Source organism: Marinilabilia salmonicolor (assembly GCF_003003035.1).
Taxonomy (GTDB): domain Bacteria; phylum Bacteroidota; class Bacteroidia; order Bacteroidales; family Marinilabiliaceae; genus Marinilabilia; species Marinilabilia salmonicolor_A.
The window spans coordinates 187,122-203,542 of record NZ_PVTS01000003.1; the positions used below are offsets into that span (position 1 = coordinate 187,122).

The window sequence follows — 16,421 nt, forward strand, 5'->3', positions numbered from 1 at the left end:
TTTATACTTTTGCAGTTTAAAAACCGATAAAGAGATATCCTCCGATGAAGCGCATTCAACTTTTAGACAAGCAATTTGCCCTTTCCATACCTGCCAGCGACATAAAAAAAGCCCTTTGGGAAATGGCCGAAAAAATGAACAAGGAACTAAAAGATCAAAATCCTCTTATGATTTGCATCCTGAACGGTTCCTTTATGTTCTCTGCCGACCTTATGAAGCTAATCGATTTTCCCTGTGAAATCAGTTTCGTAAAATTAGCTTCCTATGAGGGAATGGGCAGCACAGGAAAGGTGAAGCAACTCATCGGACTGAATGAAGAAATTGAAGGCAGAACAGTTGTTCTGTTGGAAGACATTGTGGACACCGGAGTTACCATCGAAAACTTGATGAACCAACTGGATTCTCAAAAGCCCAAAGATGTTAAAGTAGCCACTTTGTTATTCAAACCGGAGGCTTGCAAAAAAAATGTTAAACTTGACTATGTAGGACTGGAGATTCCTAACGACTTCATTGTGGGGTACGGATTGGATTATGACGGATACGGCAGGAATCTTCCGGATATTTATACCGTAATTGATTAAACACAGCCCTTATGCTAAACGTTGTAATTTTTGGCCCTCCGGGTTCGGGCAAGGGCACCCAAAGTGAAAAAATCATTGAAAAATACGGACTAACCCACATCTCCACAGGCGAGATTCTGCGCAAAGAGATCAATGCCGGTACAGAATTGGGAAAACTTGCCAAGTCATTAATTGACAACGGGCAACTGATTCCGGACGAAACCATCACCGAAATCCTGAACAAGAAACTGGATTCACTCACAAATACCAAAGGAGTAATTTTTGATGGTTACCCCCGCACAGTGGATCAGGCGGTGACGTTGAAAAAAATTCTGAATGACAAAGGACAGGATGTGAACATCATGCTCAATCTGGAGGTTGAGAAAGACGAGCTGATTGAACGCTTGCTGGAAAGAGGACGCATCTCCGGAAGGTCGGATGACAATTTGGAAACCATAGAGAAACGAATTGTGGTTTATGAAGAACGAACCGCTCCGGTCATTGACTTTTACAAGCAGGAGGGGACATATCAGCCCATTAAAGGCTCTGGTAGCATTGATGAGATTTTTGCCCGCATTGCTGCGGTAATGGATAATATTATTTAGTTTTTGTCCATAAAGTACCACTTGCGTCGTTACACTTGCCGCCAAAATACTCATTTACGATTAGTAAACTCCGTTTTTGGCAGCTTCGTAAGCCTGGCAATTGGCACTTTCTGACCAGAAACAGGACTAAAAACAAATTGTGCTTTTTTATAGACAGGCACTATTTAGTTTCTGTCCATAAAGCACCATTTACTGCGTTAAGTCCTTTCTGAGGACAGTTATTTACGAAAGTAAACGACTTGATTTTCAAGAAGGACAAGCATTGAACCTGAACTTTTCTAATTAAGCACTCGGAAAAGACCTGGTTTTCTTGCTGGCACTGGAAAGTCGAGAAAAACTCTTTCGAAACAGAACCTTAAAGCACCTCAATATCTGCTAATTACATTTTTAAAACACACTTTTAATAAATCGCACCATGTCGGGTACCAACTTTGTTGATTATGTAAAGATTTTTTGTCGCTCAGGAAAAGGAGGCCCCGGTTCCAGACATCTTCGTCGCGAGAAGTTCATCGCCAAAGGTGGACCTGACGGTGGAGACGGTGGCCGTGGCGGACACATCATCATTAGGGGAAACCGCAACACCTGGACGTTGCTGCACCTAAAGTTTCAGCGTCACATCTTTGCAGGACATGGTGAGTCAGGTGGGCGTCAAACGTCCACAGGTGCCAACGGGGAAGACAAATACATTGAGGTACCGTTAGGCACTGTTGTTAAAGACGGAGAAACCGGAGAGACCCTTTTTGAGATCACCGAACACAACGAAGAACGCATCCTGGTAAAAGGAGGTCGTGGAGGCCAGGGCAACAACCATTTTAAATCGGCAACCAACCAGACACCGCGCTATGCGCAACCCGGAGAGCCGGAAACCGAAATGTCTGCCATTCTGGAGCTGAAGGTACTTGCAGATGTGGGACTGGTAGGATTTCCAAATGCAGGCAAATCAACTCTTTTGTCCGTAGTAAGTGCCGCCAAGCCTGAAATCGCAAACTACCCGTTTACCACACTTGTCCCTAATTTGGGAATTGTAGAATACCGCAATCACCGTTCATTTGTGATGGCCGACATCCCCGGAATTATCGAAGGAGCCCACGAAGGGAAAGGTCTGGGGCTGAGATTTCTGAGACACATCGAGCGCAACTCCATTCTTCTTTTTATGGTTCCGGCCGATAGTGACAATATTCATCAGGAATACAAAGTATTGTTCAACGAACTCAAACAATACAACCCTGAACTATTGGACAAACAACGCTTACTGGCCATTACAAAGTCAGACATGATTGATGATGAGTTACAGGCCGAAATTGAAGCAGATCTGCCTGATGTTCCCTATGTTTTCATCTCTTCAGTGGCACAAAAAGGGATTACCGAATTGAAAGATATGATCTGGAAAGAGCTGGAGGCTTCAAATAAAGAATAGAGAGCCCAAGGGGATACCAAAAAACCCGGAGCGTTGTGCCCCGGGCTATTGCTCTCAAGATTTCAAGGCTGTTTACCACCTTACCTGTTTCATGTATAAAGCAGGCTAAAACTACTTTTCCGCTTCTCTTCTCCGTTCCAACTCCGCTATAATCTCATCCATTTTATCGTCGCTCAATTTATAGAAGATCATAATTGCACCCGAAACAAGTGCTGCAACTCCCGGAACAAAGCTCATCATGTACTTGATACCCTGAATGGTTTCCGGAGTCTGCGCAACATTTGCTTCAAAACCAAAGAAAGCCAGTAACCATAAGGTAATGGAACCTCCAAGAGTCCACCCGAGTTTCTGGGACATACTGGAAGCAGAAAAGACCAAACCGGTGGCACGACGACCTGTTTTATACTGCGAATAATCGGCTGCATCGGCATACATTGACCACATCAAGGGGAAAATAATTCCGGCACAGAAACTAATCAATGCCTGCAAAAGATAGATAAAGAAATAGTTTTCGCGGTCACAAAAATAAAAAACGACACTCAGTGCTGCGGCCATAAACATGGCGTACATAAACGTTTTTCTTTTCCCGATGCGCGCCGAAACAGGCTTGGCCATTATAACCCCCAGCATGTTGGTAGCCTGCCCCAGGAAAAGATAGAGTGTACTGTAAGCAAAGGTCGCTGAGAAAAGAGAGATCGCTGTCTCGTCCACCACATAATACTTAAAATAATACATGGCCACGCCATCCCGCACCGAATTAAAAATCAGAGTCATCACTCCGGCACCCAGAATTACAAACCAGGGAATGTTTCCCAGAAGATTCTTAAAATCCTCTTTCAGACTGCTTTCCTGATTTTTGGGTGGCTTGATTCGCTCACGGGTCCAGGAAAAAGTCATCAGAAAAAACCCAATGGCGATAACTCCGATAACTACCATGGTCAACTGATAGGATACCTCGGCACCCACATTCACAATGTTGTTAAAGAAATCCACCGTTGGCTGAAAAATGGCCACCACAAGCAGACTTCCGCCAAAGGCAAAGACCATCCTGTAAGAAGCAAAGCTGGTTCTCTCATCAGACCTGGCCGTCATCACACCCAGAAGGCTTGCATAAGGCACATTGATGGCCGTATAAGCCATCATCATCAGGGTGTAGGTAATGTAGGCATATACAATTTTGCCATTGACACTCAAATCGGGGGTGGTAAACAGCAAAACCCCGATGATGGCAAAGGGAGCAGCAATCCATAAGAGATAGGGACGAAATTTCCCCCATCGGGTATTGGTCCGGTCACCTATAATTCCCATGATGGGATCGTTGGCCGTATCCCAGATACGAGTAACCAAAAACATGGTTCCGGCAGCAGCAGCGGGAATACCAAAAACATCAGTATAAAAAATAGCCAGATAAAAGGTAAAAATCTTCCAGTACATGGAGGATGCAGCATCACCAAATCCGTAACCTATTTTTTCTTTGAGCTTTATTACTGTTGAACTCATTTGTCTTGTTAGTTTTTGTTAATAGACTATGGTTGAAACCATAGATAGTATGTAAGATTTACTATTGAGATTCAGGAATTTTATCAATTCGTTCAATGCTCTCAATCAGAGCTCTGGTGTTATGATAAGGACATTTCCAGAAACCTGCTTTTACCTCATTGGGCAATGGCTTTCCATCGTCACCAATCAATCCAAACCATCCTCCGTTTTCGTGATCAACCACATGGTCTTTGATGTACTGCCAGGTTTTCAGAAATGTTTTATGAAATTGCTCATTTCCTGAGTGCCCGTAAGCATCGAGCAATCCAACCATGGCCTCTCCCTGCACCCACCAGTGACGATCGGTGTGCATTTTTCCCTCGTCAAAATCGTATTCGTAAAACAACGAATGGTCGTCTGCCATCCCCTCGTTCATTACCGCTTCCACCATCTTAAGCGTTTTCTGTTGCGATTCTTTCAATAAATCAGGATCACCAACCAGTTCGGCAGCCTCATTGACCAACCAGGCACCTTCAATATCGTGCCCGTAGGAGATCATATTGCTTTGAACCGACCAATCCATATCAAAGAAGAGCTGCAAATGCCCGGTACGGTTGTTGAGAATTTTATCCAGAAAAACACGGACAAGAGACTTCATCCGGTCTTGCAATTTATCATTTTTCCAAACCCTGAAGAGATTGGAATAAGGCTCCAGGATATGAAGGTGGGTATTCATACTTTTGGGGCTGTTGGCATCTTTGGCACTCAATCGCATGTCTTCCAGTGGTTGCCAGTCGGCAGATAAAGCCTCCAGGTACCCTCCATGAACAGCATCATAGCTGTGCTGCTCAATAAGATCAAACAGTTTTATTGCGTAATCGAGACTTTCCTGTTTTCCCGTAGCTTTGTAATATTCTGAGAGCCCGTAAATACCAAAACCCTGACCATAAATCTGCTTTCTGGAATTGGAAACAGCACCCTTGTAATCAACAGCCCACACCAGCCCTCCATACTCCTTATCCCAGAAATGGTTAATCAGATAATCATAGGCCCTGTGCGCCAGCTGCAAAAATTTCTCCTCATGCAGAAAATTATAAGCCACCGAAAAAGACCAAAGAATACGGGCATTTAAAACCAAGCCCTTTTCAGCTCCGTGCACCATTTTCCCGTTTGCATCCACTTCTCCGGCAAAACCGCCGAACTCCTCATCCACAGTGTGTGAAGACCAGAAATTAAGAATATTGTATAACTCCCTGCGTAATTCGGCAGACAGTTGTTCTCTATTTCCCATTGGTATCAGTTATTTAGCCTTTCAGAAAAGCCTTATTTCTATCAATCAATTCATTAATATTCTCCACCGACCCGGCACTGTGAAATTTATCCTGAGGTGAATTCACACAATAATCAACAAGCTGATCAATCGTAGAAGTAGCCACATGCATCCGGGTATCTGACGAAGCATAATAGATGAAAACTTTTCCATCATCATCAGCAATCCATCCATTGGCAAACAATACATTGGATACATCACCCACACGCTCTTTTTTGATCGGCCCCATAAAATGCCCGACAGGTTTATAGGTCACAATCCATGGTTTCTCCAGATCGGTCATAAACATATAGAGGGTGTAACGAAGACCTGCAGCAGTATTGCGCACCCCATGTGCCAGTTGCAACCAACCCTTATCGGTGCGAATGGGAGCAGGCCCCAGGCCATTTTTCACTTCATATATGGTATGATACCGCTTTCCATCCACAATAACCTCTTCCTTTACTTCCGGATGCTCGATATCATCCGCCAGTCCGAAGCCAATTCCACCACCTTTTCCCGTATCAATAAATCCATCCTGAGGACGGGTATAAAATCCATATTTACCATTAATGAAATGAGGAAACAACACCACATTGCGTTGCTGTCCGCTGGTGGATTTAAGATCGGGCAGACGCTCCCAGTTAATCAGATCTTTGGTACGTGCAATTCCTGCCGCAGCCACAGCACTGCTGGTATCCCCATCGGGGGCATTGGGATCTTTTCGCTCGGTACAAAAAACACCATACACATAACCGTCGTCGTGCATTGTCAATCGCATATCATAGACATTGGTATCCGGCACATCATTTTGCGGAAGTGTAATGGGGCGATCCCAAAAGCGAAAGTTGTCCATCCCATTGGGGCTTTCGGCAATGGCAAAAAAGGATTTACGATCATTCCCCTCTGTCCGCACGGCCAAAACATACCTGCCCTGCCACTTAATAGCCCCGGCATTGAAAGCAGCGTTGAACCCGATACGCTCCATGAAACGGGGATTTGTTTCCGGATTCATATCAAAACGCCAGTGCAAAGGCACGTGATCACGGGTGAGAATCGGATGTTTGTACCTATTAAAAATCCCATTGGTGCTAAACACCTCCTCGTTGGAGCGTGAAAGCAAGTCCTCGTGGTCTTTGCTGATGCGCTCAAATCGTTCTTCAAACAAACTCATACTTCTACTTGGTAAATATCGTTAAGTGGTCAATTATCTCCTTTTAAACTCATTCCAGTCTTCAAGAAGCCAAATCTTCTCCCGGGAAACAAATTCTTTAAAATCGTTCTCCGAACTATGGCCGGAATAGGTGCTAAAGAAATGAGTGGTATCTGCGTTGCGCCACAACATCACATAAGCAATCTGAGCCGCAATTTTACTTTGCAAAAACGCAGGGCCCAGCTTCCGGGTAAACCATTGATCATCGGTCACTTTATCCAGTCCGGACTCCGTAAATGCCGCAACTTTATCCACTTTATTAGCATAATTGACCACGATTTCCAGCTTTTTGGTTGCCGCCTCCACATTTTCAGCCCCCACGCGGAAATCACCGTAATTATCCATACCTATAATGTCCACAATATCATCGCCCGGATACCAGGTCAGGTATTCCTCTTCAGTGTTAAACCGATTGTCGGGAGAATAGGCTGTGAGAAAATCCAGCCCTTTTTCATCTTTCAGATATTCCACAGTAAAACGAAACAGCGTTTTGAATTCTTCAGGAGAGCACAAAGTGCTTCCCCACCAAAACCAACCGCCATCCATTTCGTGCCATGGACGGAAGATAAAAGGAACATTTTGCCCGTCTTGTGTTTTCAGTGATGAAAAAAATGCGGCTACAGCATCCAGTTGTATTTTAAATGCCTCATGGTGACTACCACCCGGTATAATATGTTCAACCACTCTCTGATCGGTATCCCAGGAGCTTTTGGTGTTATCCACAGCGCTGTAAGGGTGCCAGCTGAAAGTGATTACAGCTCCCATTTCATAGCCGCTGAGGACAAACTGTCGCATTTTGTTGAAAGGGACGCTGTCCAAATTTACCGAATGCCCCAGTTCTATTCCTCCAAGTTCCCAGCCAAACAGTGCCGGGTAATCACCTGCTGCCTCTTTTGTATCTGACCGGCCTTCTTCGTAAGCCCAGTTTACCCCATAGGCAAGATCGTCCTGGTGTCCATATAAAACACCATTGTCACCAACAGATTTCAGCTGTTCAAACAGAACATCAACCGGATTCTCTGCAACAGGTGCTGATCCACAAGAAGCAAACAAAACCCCGGAAAGTATTATTACAATAAATTTCTTCATCTTACTAAAAGCATTACTGAGATCAACAACAAATCGGGTTACTTCACCGGTGTCAGGCGAAGCATAATCACATCATGCGAAGGAACAGTTCCTTTAAATGCTTTTTTAGTCTTACCCTCGTTTTTCTTTGTCCACAGGTTACGCAGCGAATAGGTAATCTCATCAAAACCGGCCTCGTAACCAAATATTTCATCCACGACTTTCTCACTCTTCCAGTCAAAATTAACTTTGGCTTCTTCTTCTCCTCTGTTGAAGAAACAAACAGCCCACTCCCCATTATCCAATGGCTTAAACCAGGTTTCCAAACCGTCCACACTGCTGTATTTAAAGCCCTGTACACCAAGCGAGTCCTGATCAACAGCAATAACATCATCATTGGTTAATATTTCAATGGTTTCAGGAGTCATGTCACGCAAGTCATTTCCTGAAATCAGAGGAGCGGCAAGCATTGCCCACATGGAGAAGTGAGCACGATCTTCATTCACAGGCATTCCATTCCCCACTTCCAGCATATCGGGATCGTTCCAATGACCCGGTCCGGCATATTTTCTCAATCCGTCCTGCATATCCAGGATACGGGTAACACCCCATGAATAATAACCACCATGATCATGTTTACAATCCCAACAGAGGTAAATGTCTCCGGTAGTGCGCCACATGTGACCAATATCTTCGGCCCACTCCCAGGGTTGATTGTCACCCCACTCACACATACTGAACAGAATTGGTCGCCCCGCCTTATACAATGCATCGCGCATGGTGGTATAAGCACCTATCGGATTCACATTCTCGGTATTGCACCAGTCATATTTCAGATAATCAATGCCCCATTCGGCATATTGGAGCGCATCCTGATACTCATAGCCCCGACTGCCGGGGTACCCGGCGCAGGTTTCAGTTCCCGCATCAGAATAGATTCCCAACTTCAGTCCTTTGGAATGTACATAGTCTGCCAGCGCCTTCATTCCATTGGGAAATTTGGCAGAATCGGCATAGATAAACCCGAGACTGTCGCGACCCCCATGCCAACAATCGTCAATGACCACATACTCATATCCGGCATCTTTCATTCCACTTTCCACCATCGCATCTGCAATGCCACGAATCATTTCTTCATTCACATCACAGGCAAACTTATTCCAGCTGTTCCACCCCATTGGAGGAGTATCAGCCAATCCTTCAAATTTTTGGGCATGTACACCCATTCCAATAAACAAAACGATGGCCCCAAGCCAGAAACTCTTATTAATCATAGTAAAATGGTTTTTCTGTTATTAAGCTTTTACCTGCTTTATTCGCAAATTATTTATTCCGATGCCCAAATATCTGCGAGATACAACCGTCCTCAACAAAATGGGTTTGAAAATAATTAATACGGTTTACTATTATTTTTTATGGTTGTATTGAACTCGCAGACTTGCTCGTTTCATTATTCCCGGCACCCATTTTATTTGCGGTTGATTGTATTTCTTGAGATTTGGACATCTCATTACAATAATTCATGAATCAAGCAGGCTAATTTTCAACAAAATAGAGGAATAAAAACAGCTTCTACAAGTAGAATTCTTTCAGTTATTTATATAATTTGGACATAAAACAATAGTGATCTCGGTCCATTGAAGCAATTGATTACCACAACCTTTCTCGACAACAACACCCACTGAAGATGCAATACATTGCATGTCAACATATAAGCCCCGAACCTCATGTTAAAACAATCAGGCCCGGGGCCATATAACCAACCAATACTATCTTTAACTTACCGGTAATCTTTATATCTTTTGAGACTATTTCAGATCCGGCATTTCATCCAATGTAATCACTGCATCGTGGGAAAAGGCATCCTCCCACCAATCGATATTGCCATGCCCGTGAGAGGTCTCATTAAATTCGGCAGATTCGGGATCTACAGTTCTGTTGTAGTCGTACCAGGGCATAAAGTAAGACCAAAGGGCGCCACTGTTCCACTGTGCCGAAATATCAGCCACATTCCCGTTTTCACTCAGGGTTACCATCTTCGTGGGATAAGTGGTCTGGATCTCTTCAAACTGAGAAGCAATATTCTCAGCAGATCCGATATTGTAAATATCACGTCCAACAATATCCACATATTCATCTCCGGGATAGAAGGCTTCGTCCTTTGTCTGGGTTGTCCATACCCAGATCAGGTTGTTTAAACCCTGCTGCTCGAAATAATCAAACATATAGATCCAAAGATTCCGGAACGCTTCAGCTCCGTCGTAGCCCCACCAGAACCAGGCAGTGCCATTGTCATATTCATAAGTATTTCCTGCAGCTTCGTGAAGAGGTCGCCAAACAACAGGAATGTTTTCATCGCTCAACAACTTCAGATATCCCGCCATCTCTTCCAAATCAGCTTTCAGGATTTGATTCTCCCAGGTCCCTTCTATCAGTGCATTGGCAGCACTAAACGTAGTCTCATCAGCAGTTGCCGTAAAATCATTATTATCGGTTACTCCTTCAGATGGGGGTACGTTCCAATGCCAGCAGGCACTAACGATACCATTATTGGCCCACCAGTTTTTGACCACCTCAATGTCATTGTAATCAATCCAGTTGGCCGGCGACCAGTTCAAATGAATATAATCGAAAGTATTCATAGCCGGATATTTACCCGTATGCCTATAAACCCAGTCGGCTTCGTTGGTATTCCAACTCACATTGGCCACAGCCCCTGAAATAATCTTTGTGCCATAATTCTCTTTCAGGAAATTGTAAACATTCCGGGCCTCCTGAGAGGGGTTGGTCACCACCAGATCCGCACTGATCTCCAACGGCTGGGGTGCTGCTTCTGTTGTGAAGCTAAACTCCACCCCGCTTTCCGATGGAACTCCGGAAGTATTGATTGCAGTACCGGACGGAACGCTAACCTTATATTCTTTCCCTTTTTCCAGGTTTTCTTCAATAATTACTTTGGTCAGATGGGCCGAAGCTGTTGCAGATTGCCCGTTTACAGTAATCCCGTGATTTTCAGCAAGCGTAATTACCTCATCATAGGTCACTGAAACTTCGGAAGATACAGCCACATCTTCTGCGCCATCAGCAGGAGTAGAGGACACAAACAAAGGTGGTACTTTGGGGGTATCTGAATCACTGGAACAACCGGAAACCGAAATCAAAACAGCAAAAATCAAAAATAAACTTCTCAACATACCCAAATATATTTTATAAAAGAAGCGGCCACCGCGGGAAGCAGGGCCGCTTCAAAATATTTATTTTCTATTACTTATAGACAGACTCTACTTAGAGTCTGTCCATAAACTAAACAAATTCTGTTTTTAGAGCTGTTTCTGGTCAGAAAGTGCCAATTGCTAGGCTTGTGAAGCCGCCAAAAACGGAGTTTACTAATCGTAAATGAGTATTTTGGCGGCAAGCGTAACGACGCAAGTGGTACTTTATGGACAGAAACTACTTAGGATCAAACCTCAAATTATCTATAGATATACCGGCAGGAATCACTCCTCCAAATATTCCGTTTGTGCCGGAAGACATATCTACTGTGCCTGAAAGGCCAAGAGCACTCACAGGGATTTCGACTGTCATCCATCCCCCATTTGTCGTAGCAGGGAAGAACCCGGGACCGTACCAATGCCAGCCCTCACCAAGAACCACCTGCATTTGGGCATTCTCAGCACCGGTAACCCCTTCATCTATTCTAATATCGTACTTGAGCACATAATTCTCAATATTTTCGATCACGGGTCCGGGGGCACCACTGGACTGGTGATTACAGTTAATAATCCAGCCCTCTGCGATTTGTGCGACAACCTTCAGGAATGTATTACCATCTTCGGTGGTAATCTCAGTTCCACCACTCCAACCAGAATCCCAGGATCCGTCATGTCCTCCGTGAGGCTCATAGTCGTTGACAATAATGGTTTCCGGTGTAATGGGATCCACACCAAATGAGATCTCCGGAGAGGTCGTGGTTTCTCCATCAACAGTAACAAAGGTGATTATACCCTTGCCCATTGTAACATTCTCAGGAACATAAACCTCCAACAAGGTGGCACTCTTATTCCCAAACATGGTGGCTGTAATATCACCCGGGAAAATCACATCAGTCAGCAAGTCGAGTTTCTCCCCCTCAATTACCAGCAAGCTACCGGGCATAACAGCACCCGGGATACTATTAATTACCGGTACATTAATGGAAATAAATGTAAAACTCTGGGTAGTGACAACTTCCTCACTATTCTTTGCAACAACAGTCAAAGGACCATTTTCTGCTCCATTGGGAACCGCCACATATACCGAATCCTTGTTTTCATCATATTCAGCCTCCACATTTACCCCTCCGGTAAAAGTTACACTGGCAACCAAATCAAGGTTCTCTCCACCAAGACGAATTGTATCGCCAGCAGGAGCTGCATCAGGTGCAAGTTCGCTAATTGAAGGCATAATCATCTGAAGTTCTTCAGAAGAAGTCACTTCTTTTTCTGCTGCAGTTACAAACCCTACAACTCCACCAGGAGCATCAACGGGAACTGTAAACTCAATCTCTGTATCAGAAATGACAACAATCTCTGTTTGTGAAACAGACCCAAACACCACTTGTGTGACAAGATCAAGATCTTCCCCGAGTGCCCTTAAAAGGGTTCCTGGTTTTACCGGGTTCACATTAAAGCCGGTTATTGTTGGAACCATCAGTTCTATTTCCTCTACAGAAACAATCTCGAGTCCGGAACCCGGCATGATGGTTATAGTGCCATCGTGAGCTGCTGCAGGAATAACCACAACAATTTCGCCTTCTGTCTGACTTACGAAATCATCACTTTCCACTACCTGCTCCCCGGAAAACTCAACCTTTCGCACAACATCAAGGTTTGAACCCGAGATCGTAAGCTCTTCCCCTGCTTTAACAGGATCGGTGGTAAATGCATTCTCTTCAGCAAATGAAGGCAAAACCACATCCAGGGTTTCTTCCGTATAAATAATAATCGGATCTTCAGCACCATCAGAGACTCCGATAATACCGGTTTGTGCTCCATCAGGCACAACCACCTGCAATTCTTTGCGGCTTTGAGACTCAAAACTAACAGAATCAACAGCAACCACCCGATCCGTAAAAATCACCTCTTTTACCAGATTCAGATAATCTCCTTTGATGGTAAGAATATCTCCCGGCTTAATGGATGCAGGGCCGAATTCATCAATAGAGATAGGCTCTGAAAAACCAATGGGAGTCTTGGTGGTAATATCCCCCTCAGAGGTTTTAAGCACCACCAAACCCTCAACAGCTGTCTGAGGTACAGTTACGGTAATTAAATCTGTAGATCTGCTGGTAAAGTCAGCCGAGGCGATTTCAATACCATCAGGAATAACAACTGAGGTAACTTTATCCAGATTATTACCAATAAATCTCAGTTCTCCCCCTCTGGCTACCGGCATGGGCCCATAGCTCAGAAGTTCCACTTTGCTTCCATTTTCATCATCGTCATCTTCACACGATGTGAAAAGCATACCGGCACCAAGCACAAACAGCATCAACATACTGAATGAGTACCGGATATATTGCTTATATTTTTTTTGCATAATTGTAAAGTTTACGTTTGATCAACTATCTGGGAACTACACGCACATTGTCAATGGCAATAAAAATGTCCTGCTCAAGATCGGGATCCATAGCCGGCCCAAAAACAAAAAAGGTAAAGCCACCAAAATCTCCAGGATATTCGAGGGAAAGACTGTTTATGGAGGCATCATGTGAAAACCTGAATTCCTTCATCGGAATGCTCACAGTAATCCAGCCATCCGTCTGGAATTCTTCTCCGTTCTCATGCCAGGGGCGCCACAAGGCACGGCCCAACTCCATATCATTATAATAACTATTACCATCGGCCACATCTGAACCGGTAAAAATACACTGGAGGTATCCAACGGCCCATGGATTGACAACATTTACTTCGAATTTAAGAGCCATATCGGCAAGTGCGTTGTCCCCTAAATCAAACAAGGGATCCTGCTGCAGCGGGTTGCTAATATAGGGAGCCCAGAGGTTCATTGCCAGGTTGTCTTCCACCCATCCCCAGTCGCCAATCGTACCGGTGAGTGCAAGATAATCTCCCGAAACACCATCGGGGCTTGTTCCCTGTGTCACTCCGTTTCTCCAACCAGCACCGAAAGTCTGATCGAAGTCAAGAAAAACATTTCTATCATCACGAAAATAAAAGGATGATCTTGTAGATCCGTACATCGACTTAACAGTGATGGGCCCTACGCCCACACCTTCCGGAACAATCACCCGAATCTCATCCACGTCGTAACTTTCCACCTCTGCAGCAACATTACCCGGAAAAATAACTTCCAGGGGTTTGTTTTCATCACCCAGAAAGTAATTTCCTTCTATAATGGCCACTCCTCCGGCTGGAACATATTCGCATTTCATAGATGAAAGCAGAGGCTCCGGCACCTGCACTTCAAACCCATAAGTATATTCAGTTCCTCCGGCAGTTACCAACCGAATTTGATTGGTAACTTCTTCAGGAATAACATTGGGAATGGTTACAATAATGGTCTCATCAGTAATGTAGTTTTTATTCAGTTTGGCAGACTGGTCATTGAACCATACTTCCACCACATCACCCAAACCTTCTCCTACCATAGCGATGGTATTTCCCAGGAAGGCTCGTACAACCAGGGAATCAGAGGCCAGGGGATCTGTAACCCGGACATACTCAATTTTCGGAGAATCACCCGTTGAATCCGAGTCATCTTCACAGGAACTCATCACAGATCCTGCAAGAAATCCGATTAACAAAAGCAGCATCAAAGAAAATGGTCTGCCTTTCTTTATATATATTTTCATATTCATCAGTATATAATTTATCTAAGTTTTTGGTCTGATGGAACTCGCATGTAAGGAATTTATACATTGTCTTTTGTGACATCCCTTGCCATGCTCGTTTCATTAGTATAAAATTTAATTATTAAGATCTAATGGAACTCGTCCCGACCAATCGGGACTCGTTTCTTCATTCTTAAAATTAGACTACCTTTTAATACTCAATGGTCTCAAAGTCAAAAGGCACTGCGCCTTCGCTCAACCATGGGTTCATAGACAGATCAATTTCCGGGAATGGAAGTGTGAAATCCCCTCGGAAAATATTCACTTTAAATGAATTGATGGATATATTTGATTCATCCACTTCTCCTTTGTAATATCCATACAAGTCACCCTCATAGCTTCCACGTTCCTGAGCATTAATCATGGCTATAGCTTTGTCGGGATCGTAGTAAGAAAGTCTGACATAATCGTACCAGTTATCACCTTCCAGGGCCAGTTCCTTCCTGCGCTCATTAAAAATCATCTCAAAATCGAGTTTCTTAATCGGTTCAGCGCCGGGAATAGCCCGCTGACGAACAGCATTGAAATATTTCAAAGCCTCGGCATCAGTAGTGTTATCACTATTTCCCAGAATAGCTTCTGCATAAATAAGGTAAACATCAGCCAACCTCAGAATATGAGTTGCAAGATCCGACGCCATACGCTGCCCGAGATTTCCGTTCTCTGCAGCATGGTCTCCCTCGTAATGCCCGACAATGTGCTTCACAATATTGGCACCTGTGGGAACTCCAAATGTGGCACCTGCAACATTGTTGTCATTGTCCATGGTGGCGGTAAAACCTCCCTCGTGGCGCCAGAAATACTCGTAATGGTCGCCCCACATCATCATGGTAGCCTTCCGGCGGGTATCATCACTCTGGCGGGTGGCACTAAGCGCATCCTCTCCAAAAAGGTTCTGAAGATCAATGGTAACACCTCTCCAGGATCCCCAGGTGTCTCCGGCAATTCCTGTAAAGTTGTTCAGGGCCACATCCGACTGAAGAGAGTTCTGTGAAGTCCAGGTATTGGAAATGGTCCATCTCCAGGAAATCAGATTTTCAGAATTATAGTTTCCGGTACTGATGCGGAAAAGATTGCTGTAAACCGGTTCCAACTGCCCGGGATAGTTATCAATCACCTGCTTTGCATATTGTTTGGCCAGATCAAGGTATTGCTGATCGCGGGTCCCGGATTGTCCAAGTCCTGAACGAGTCAGATAAACCTTTGACAACAGACCCATAGCAGAATATTTATGGATACGTCCGGCTTTATTCTCCTCAGGAAGCAACTCAATGGCTCTCAGGAGGGTTCGCTGAATATACTCGTAAACATCTTCCAGCCTGTTCTTCTGAAGCTGATTGGCAGTTCCTGCACCAATAATCTCCGTATTGCTGTGAATAATCGGAACAGCGCCCCAGATACGGGCAAGATAAAAATAGGCCAGCGCTTTCATGGTCATGGCTTCACCAATAACCGTATTTTTCACCTCCTGGCTCACGTCCGGACCTGCCTTACTTCTGACATTTTCGATTACTGCATTACAGTGACCATTTACCAGCCAAAGCGAGTTAGATGCATTCACCAGATCCTCATTGGTTGAGTTCAGGTTGAAATTCTGGTAAATCGTTTCAGTTCCGGTGTAAACATTTCCTGCCAGCTGATCACCAATCCACAGGAATCCGCGCTGAAAGTCATACCAGGGGGAGTTGTACAAGATGTTCGCCGCCTGGAAGCATTGATCATCTGTCTGATAAAAATTATCAATGGTAAATGAATCCTCCGTAGGCCTGTCAAGAAAATCTTCACAGGAAGTAGCAGTAATCAATAACACCGCCAGGATCCATAACACTTTATATTTCATTATTCTTTTCATGTGATACCAATTTTCAAAATTATGCAACA

12 protein-coding genes are annotated in these 16,421 nt (G+C 44.3%); 3 read left to right on the forward strand and 9 right to left on the reverse strand.

Going from position 1 to position 16,421, the window contains the following annotated elements; translation table 11 throughout:
• Positions 1-44 precede the first annotated feature (44 nt).
• The 3 genes from hpt (at position 45) to obgE (ending at position 2,582) form a co-directional block, all read left to right on the forward strand.
• Complete coding sequence (gene hpt, locus BY457_RS04185) at positions 45-581, forward strand: hypoxanthine phosphoribosyltransferase (RefSeq protein ID WP_106152063.1); 537 nt, start codon at positions 45-47, stop codon at positions 579-581.
• Positions 582-592: 11 nt separating this feature from the next.
• Complete coding sequence (locus BY457_RS04190) at positions 593-1,165, forward strand: adenylate kinase (protein WP_106152064.1); 573 nt, start codon at positions 593-595, stop codon at positions 1,163-1,165.
• A 415-nt stretch (positions 1,166-1,580) separates the two neighbouring features.
• Positions 1,581-2,582 carry a GTPase ObgE gene (gene obgE / locus BY457_RS04195; RefSeq protein WP_106152065.1) on the forward strand — a complete coding sequence of 334 codons (1,002 nt, stop codon included), beginning with the start codon at positions 1,581-1,583 and terminating at the stop codon, positions 2,580-2,582.
• Between the two features lie 111 nt (positions 2,583-2,693).
• On the opposite strand, the gene BY457_RS04200 is transcribed toward obgE, so the two are convergent.
• The 9 genes from BY457_RS04200 to BY457_RS04240 all read right to left on the reverse strand — a co-directional run bounded on the left by BY457_RS04200 (position 2,694) and on the right by BY457_RS04240 (position 16,392).
• Complete coding sequence (locus BY457_RS04200) at positions 2,694-4,082, reverse strand: MFS transporter (protein ID WP_106152066.1); 1,389 nt, start codon at positions 4,080-4,082, stop codon at positions 2,694-2,696.
• Between the two features lie 61 nt (positions 4,083-4,143).
• A complete protein-coding gene (locus BY457_RS04205; protein WP_106152067.1) occupies positions 4,144-5,352 on the reverse strand; it encodes an AGE family epimerase/isomerase in 1,209 nt (402 codons plus the stop codon).
• A gap of 13 nt (positions 5,353-5,365) precedes the next feature.
• On the reverse strand, positions 5,366-6,544 hold the full coding sequence (locus BY457_RS04210; protein WP_106152068.1) for a glycoside hydrolase family 130 protein: 1,179 nt from the start codon (positions 6,542-6,544) through the stop codon (positions 5,366-5,368).
• Between the two features lie 33 nt (positions 6,545-6,577).
• Positions 6,578-7,672, reverse strand: coding sequence for a glycoside hydrolase family 26 protein (locus tag BY457_RS04215; RefSeq protein WP_106152069.1), 1,095 nt, complete (start codon positions 7,670-7,672; stop codon positions 6,578-6,580).
• A gap of 38 nt (positions 7,673-7,710) precedes the next feature.
• Positions 7,711-8,925 carry a glycoside hydrolase family 27 protein gene (locus tag BY457_RS04220; protein ID WP_181256356.1) on the reverse strand — a complete coding sequence of 405 codons (1,215 nt, stop codon included), beginning with the start codon at positions 8,923-8,925 and terminating at the stop codon, positions 7,711-7,713.
• Positions 8,926-9,459: 534 nt separating this feature from the next.
• Complete coding sequence (locus BY457_RS04225; protein WP_106152070.1) at positions 9,460-10,845, reverse strand: glycosyl hydrolase; 1,386 nt, start codon at positions 10,843-10,845, stop codon at positions 9,460-9,462.
• Positions 10,846-11,101: 256 nt separating this feature from the next.
• Positions 11,102-13,228: a glycan-binding surface protein gene (locus BY457_RS04230; RefSeq protein WP_146130950.1), complete on the reverse strand. Its 2,127-nt coding sequence runs from the start codon at positions 13,226-13,228 to the stop codon at positions 11,102-11,104.
• Positions 13,229-13,253: 25 nt separating this feature from the next.
• Positions 13,254-14,501 carry a glycan-binding surface protein gene (locus BY457_RS04235; RefSeq protein WP_258176584.1) on the reverse strand — a complete coding sequence of 416 codons (1,248 nt, stop codon included), beginning with the start codon at positions 14,499-14,501 and terminating at the stop codon, positions 13,254-13,256.
• Between the two features lie 190 nt (positions 14,502-14,691).
• The gene (locus BY457_RS04240; protein ID WP_181256358.1) at positions 14,692-16,392 is read right to left on the reverse strand and encodes a RagB/SusD family nutrient uptake outer membrane protein; all 1,701 of its coding nucleotides are present in this window, start codon (positions 16,390-16,392) and stop codon (positions 14,692-14,694) included.
• Positions 16,393-16,421: the final 29 nt, after the last annotated feature.

Excerpts from the sequence above, each read along its gene's own strand:
- hpt (WP_106152063.1), top strand. The coding sequence starts at position 45 with ATGAAGCGCATTCAACTTTTAGACAAGCAATTTGCCCTTTCCATACCT.
- BY457_RS04190 (WP_106152064.1), top strand. The coding sequence starts at position 593 with ATGCTAAACGTTGTAATTTTTGGCCCTCCGGGTTCGGGCAAGGGCACC.
- obgE (WP_106152065.1), top strand. The coding sequence starts at position 1,581 with ATGTCGGGTACCAACTTTGTTGATTATGTAAAGATTTTTTGTCGCTCA.
- BY457_RS04200 (WP_106152066.1), bottom strand. The coding sequence starts at position 4,082 with ATGAGTTCAACAGTAATAAAGCTCAAAGAAAAAATAGGTTACGGATTT.
- BY457_RS04205 (WP_106152067.1), bottom strand. The coding sequence starts at position 5,352 with ATGGGAAATAGAGAACAACTGTCTGCCGAATTACGCAGGGAGTTATAC.
- BY457_RS04210 (WP_106152068.1), bottom strand. The coding sequence starts at position 6,544 with ATGAGTTTGTTTGAAGAACGATTTGAGCGCATCAGCAAAGACCACGAG.
- BY457_RS04215 (WP_106152069.1), bottom strand. The coding sequence starts at position 7,672 with ATGAAGAAATTTATTGTAATAATACTTTCCGGGGTTTTGTTTGCTTCT.
- BY457_RS04220 (WP_181256356.1), bottom strand. The coding sequence starts at position 8,925 with ATGATTAATAAGAGTTTCTGGCTTGGGGCCATCGTTTTGTTTATTGGA.
- BY457_RS04225 (WP_106152070.1), bottom strand. The coding sequence starts at position 10,845 with ATGTTGAGAAGTTTATTTTTGATTTTTGCTGTTTTGATTTCGGTTTCC.
- BY457_RS04230 (WP_146130950.1), bottom strand. The coding sequence starts at position 13,228 with ATGCAAAAAAAATATAAGCAATATATCCGGTACTCATTCAGTATGTTG.
- BY457_RS04235 (WP_258176584.1), bottom strand. The coding sequence starts at position 14,501 with ATGAAAATATATATAAAGAAAGGCAGACCATTTTCTTTGATGCTGCTT.
- BY457_RS04240 (WP_181256358.1), bottom strand. The coding sequence starts at position 16,392 with ATGAAAAGAATAATGAAATATAAAGTGTTATGGATCCTGGCGGTGTTA.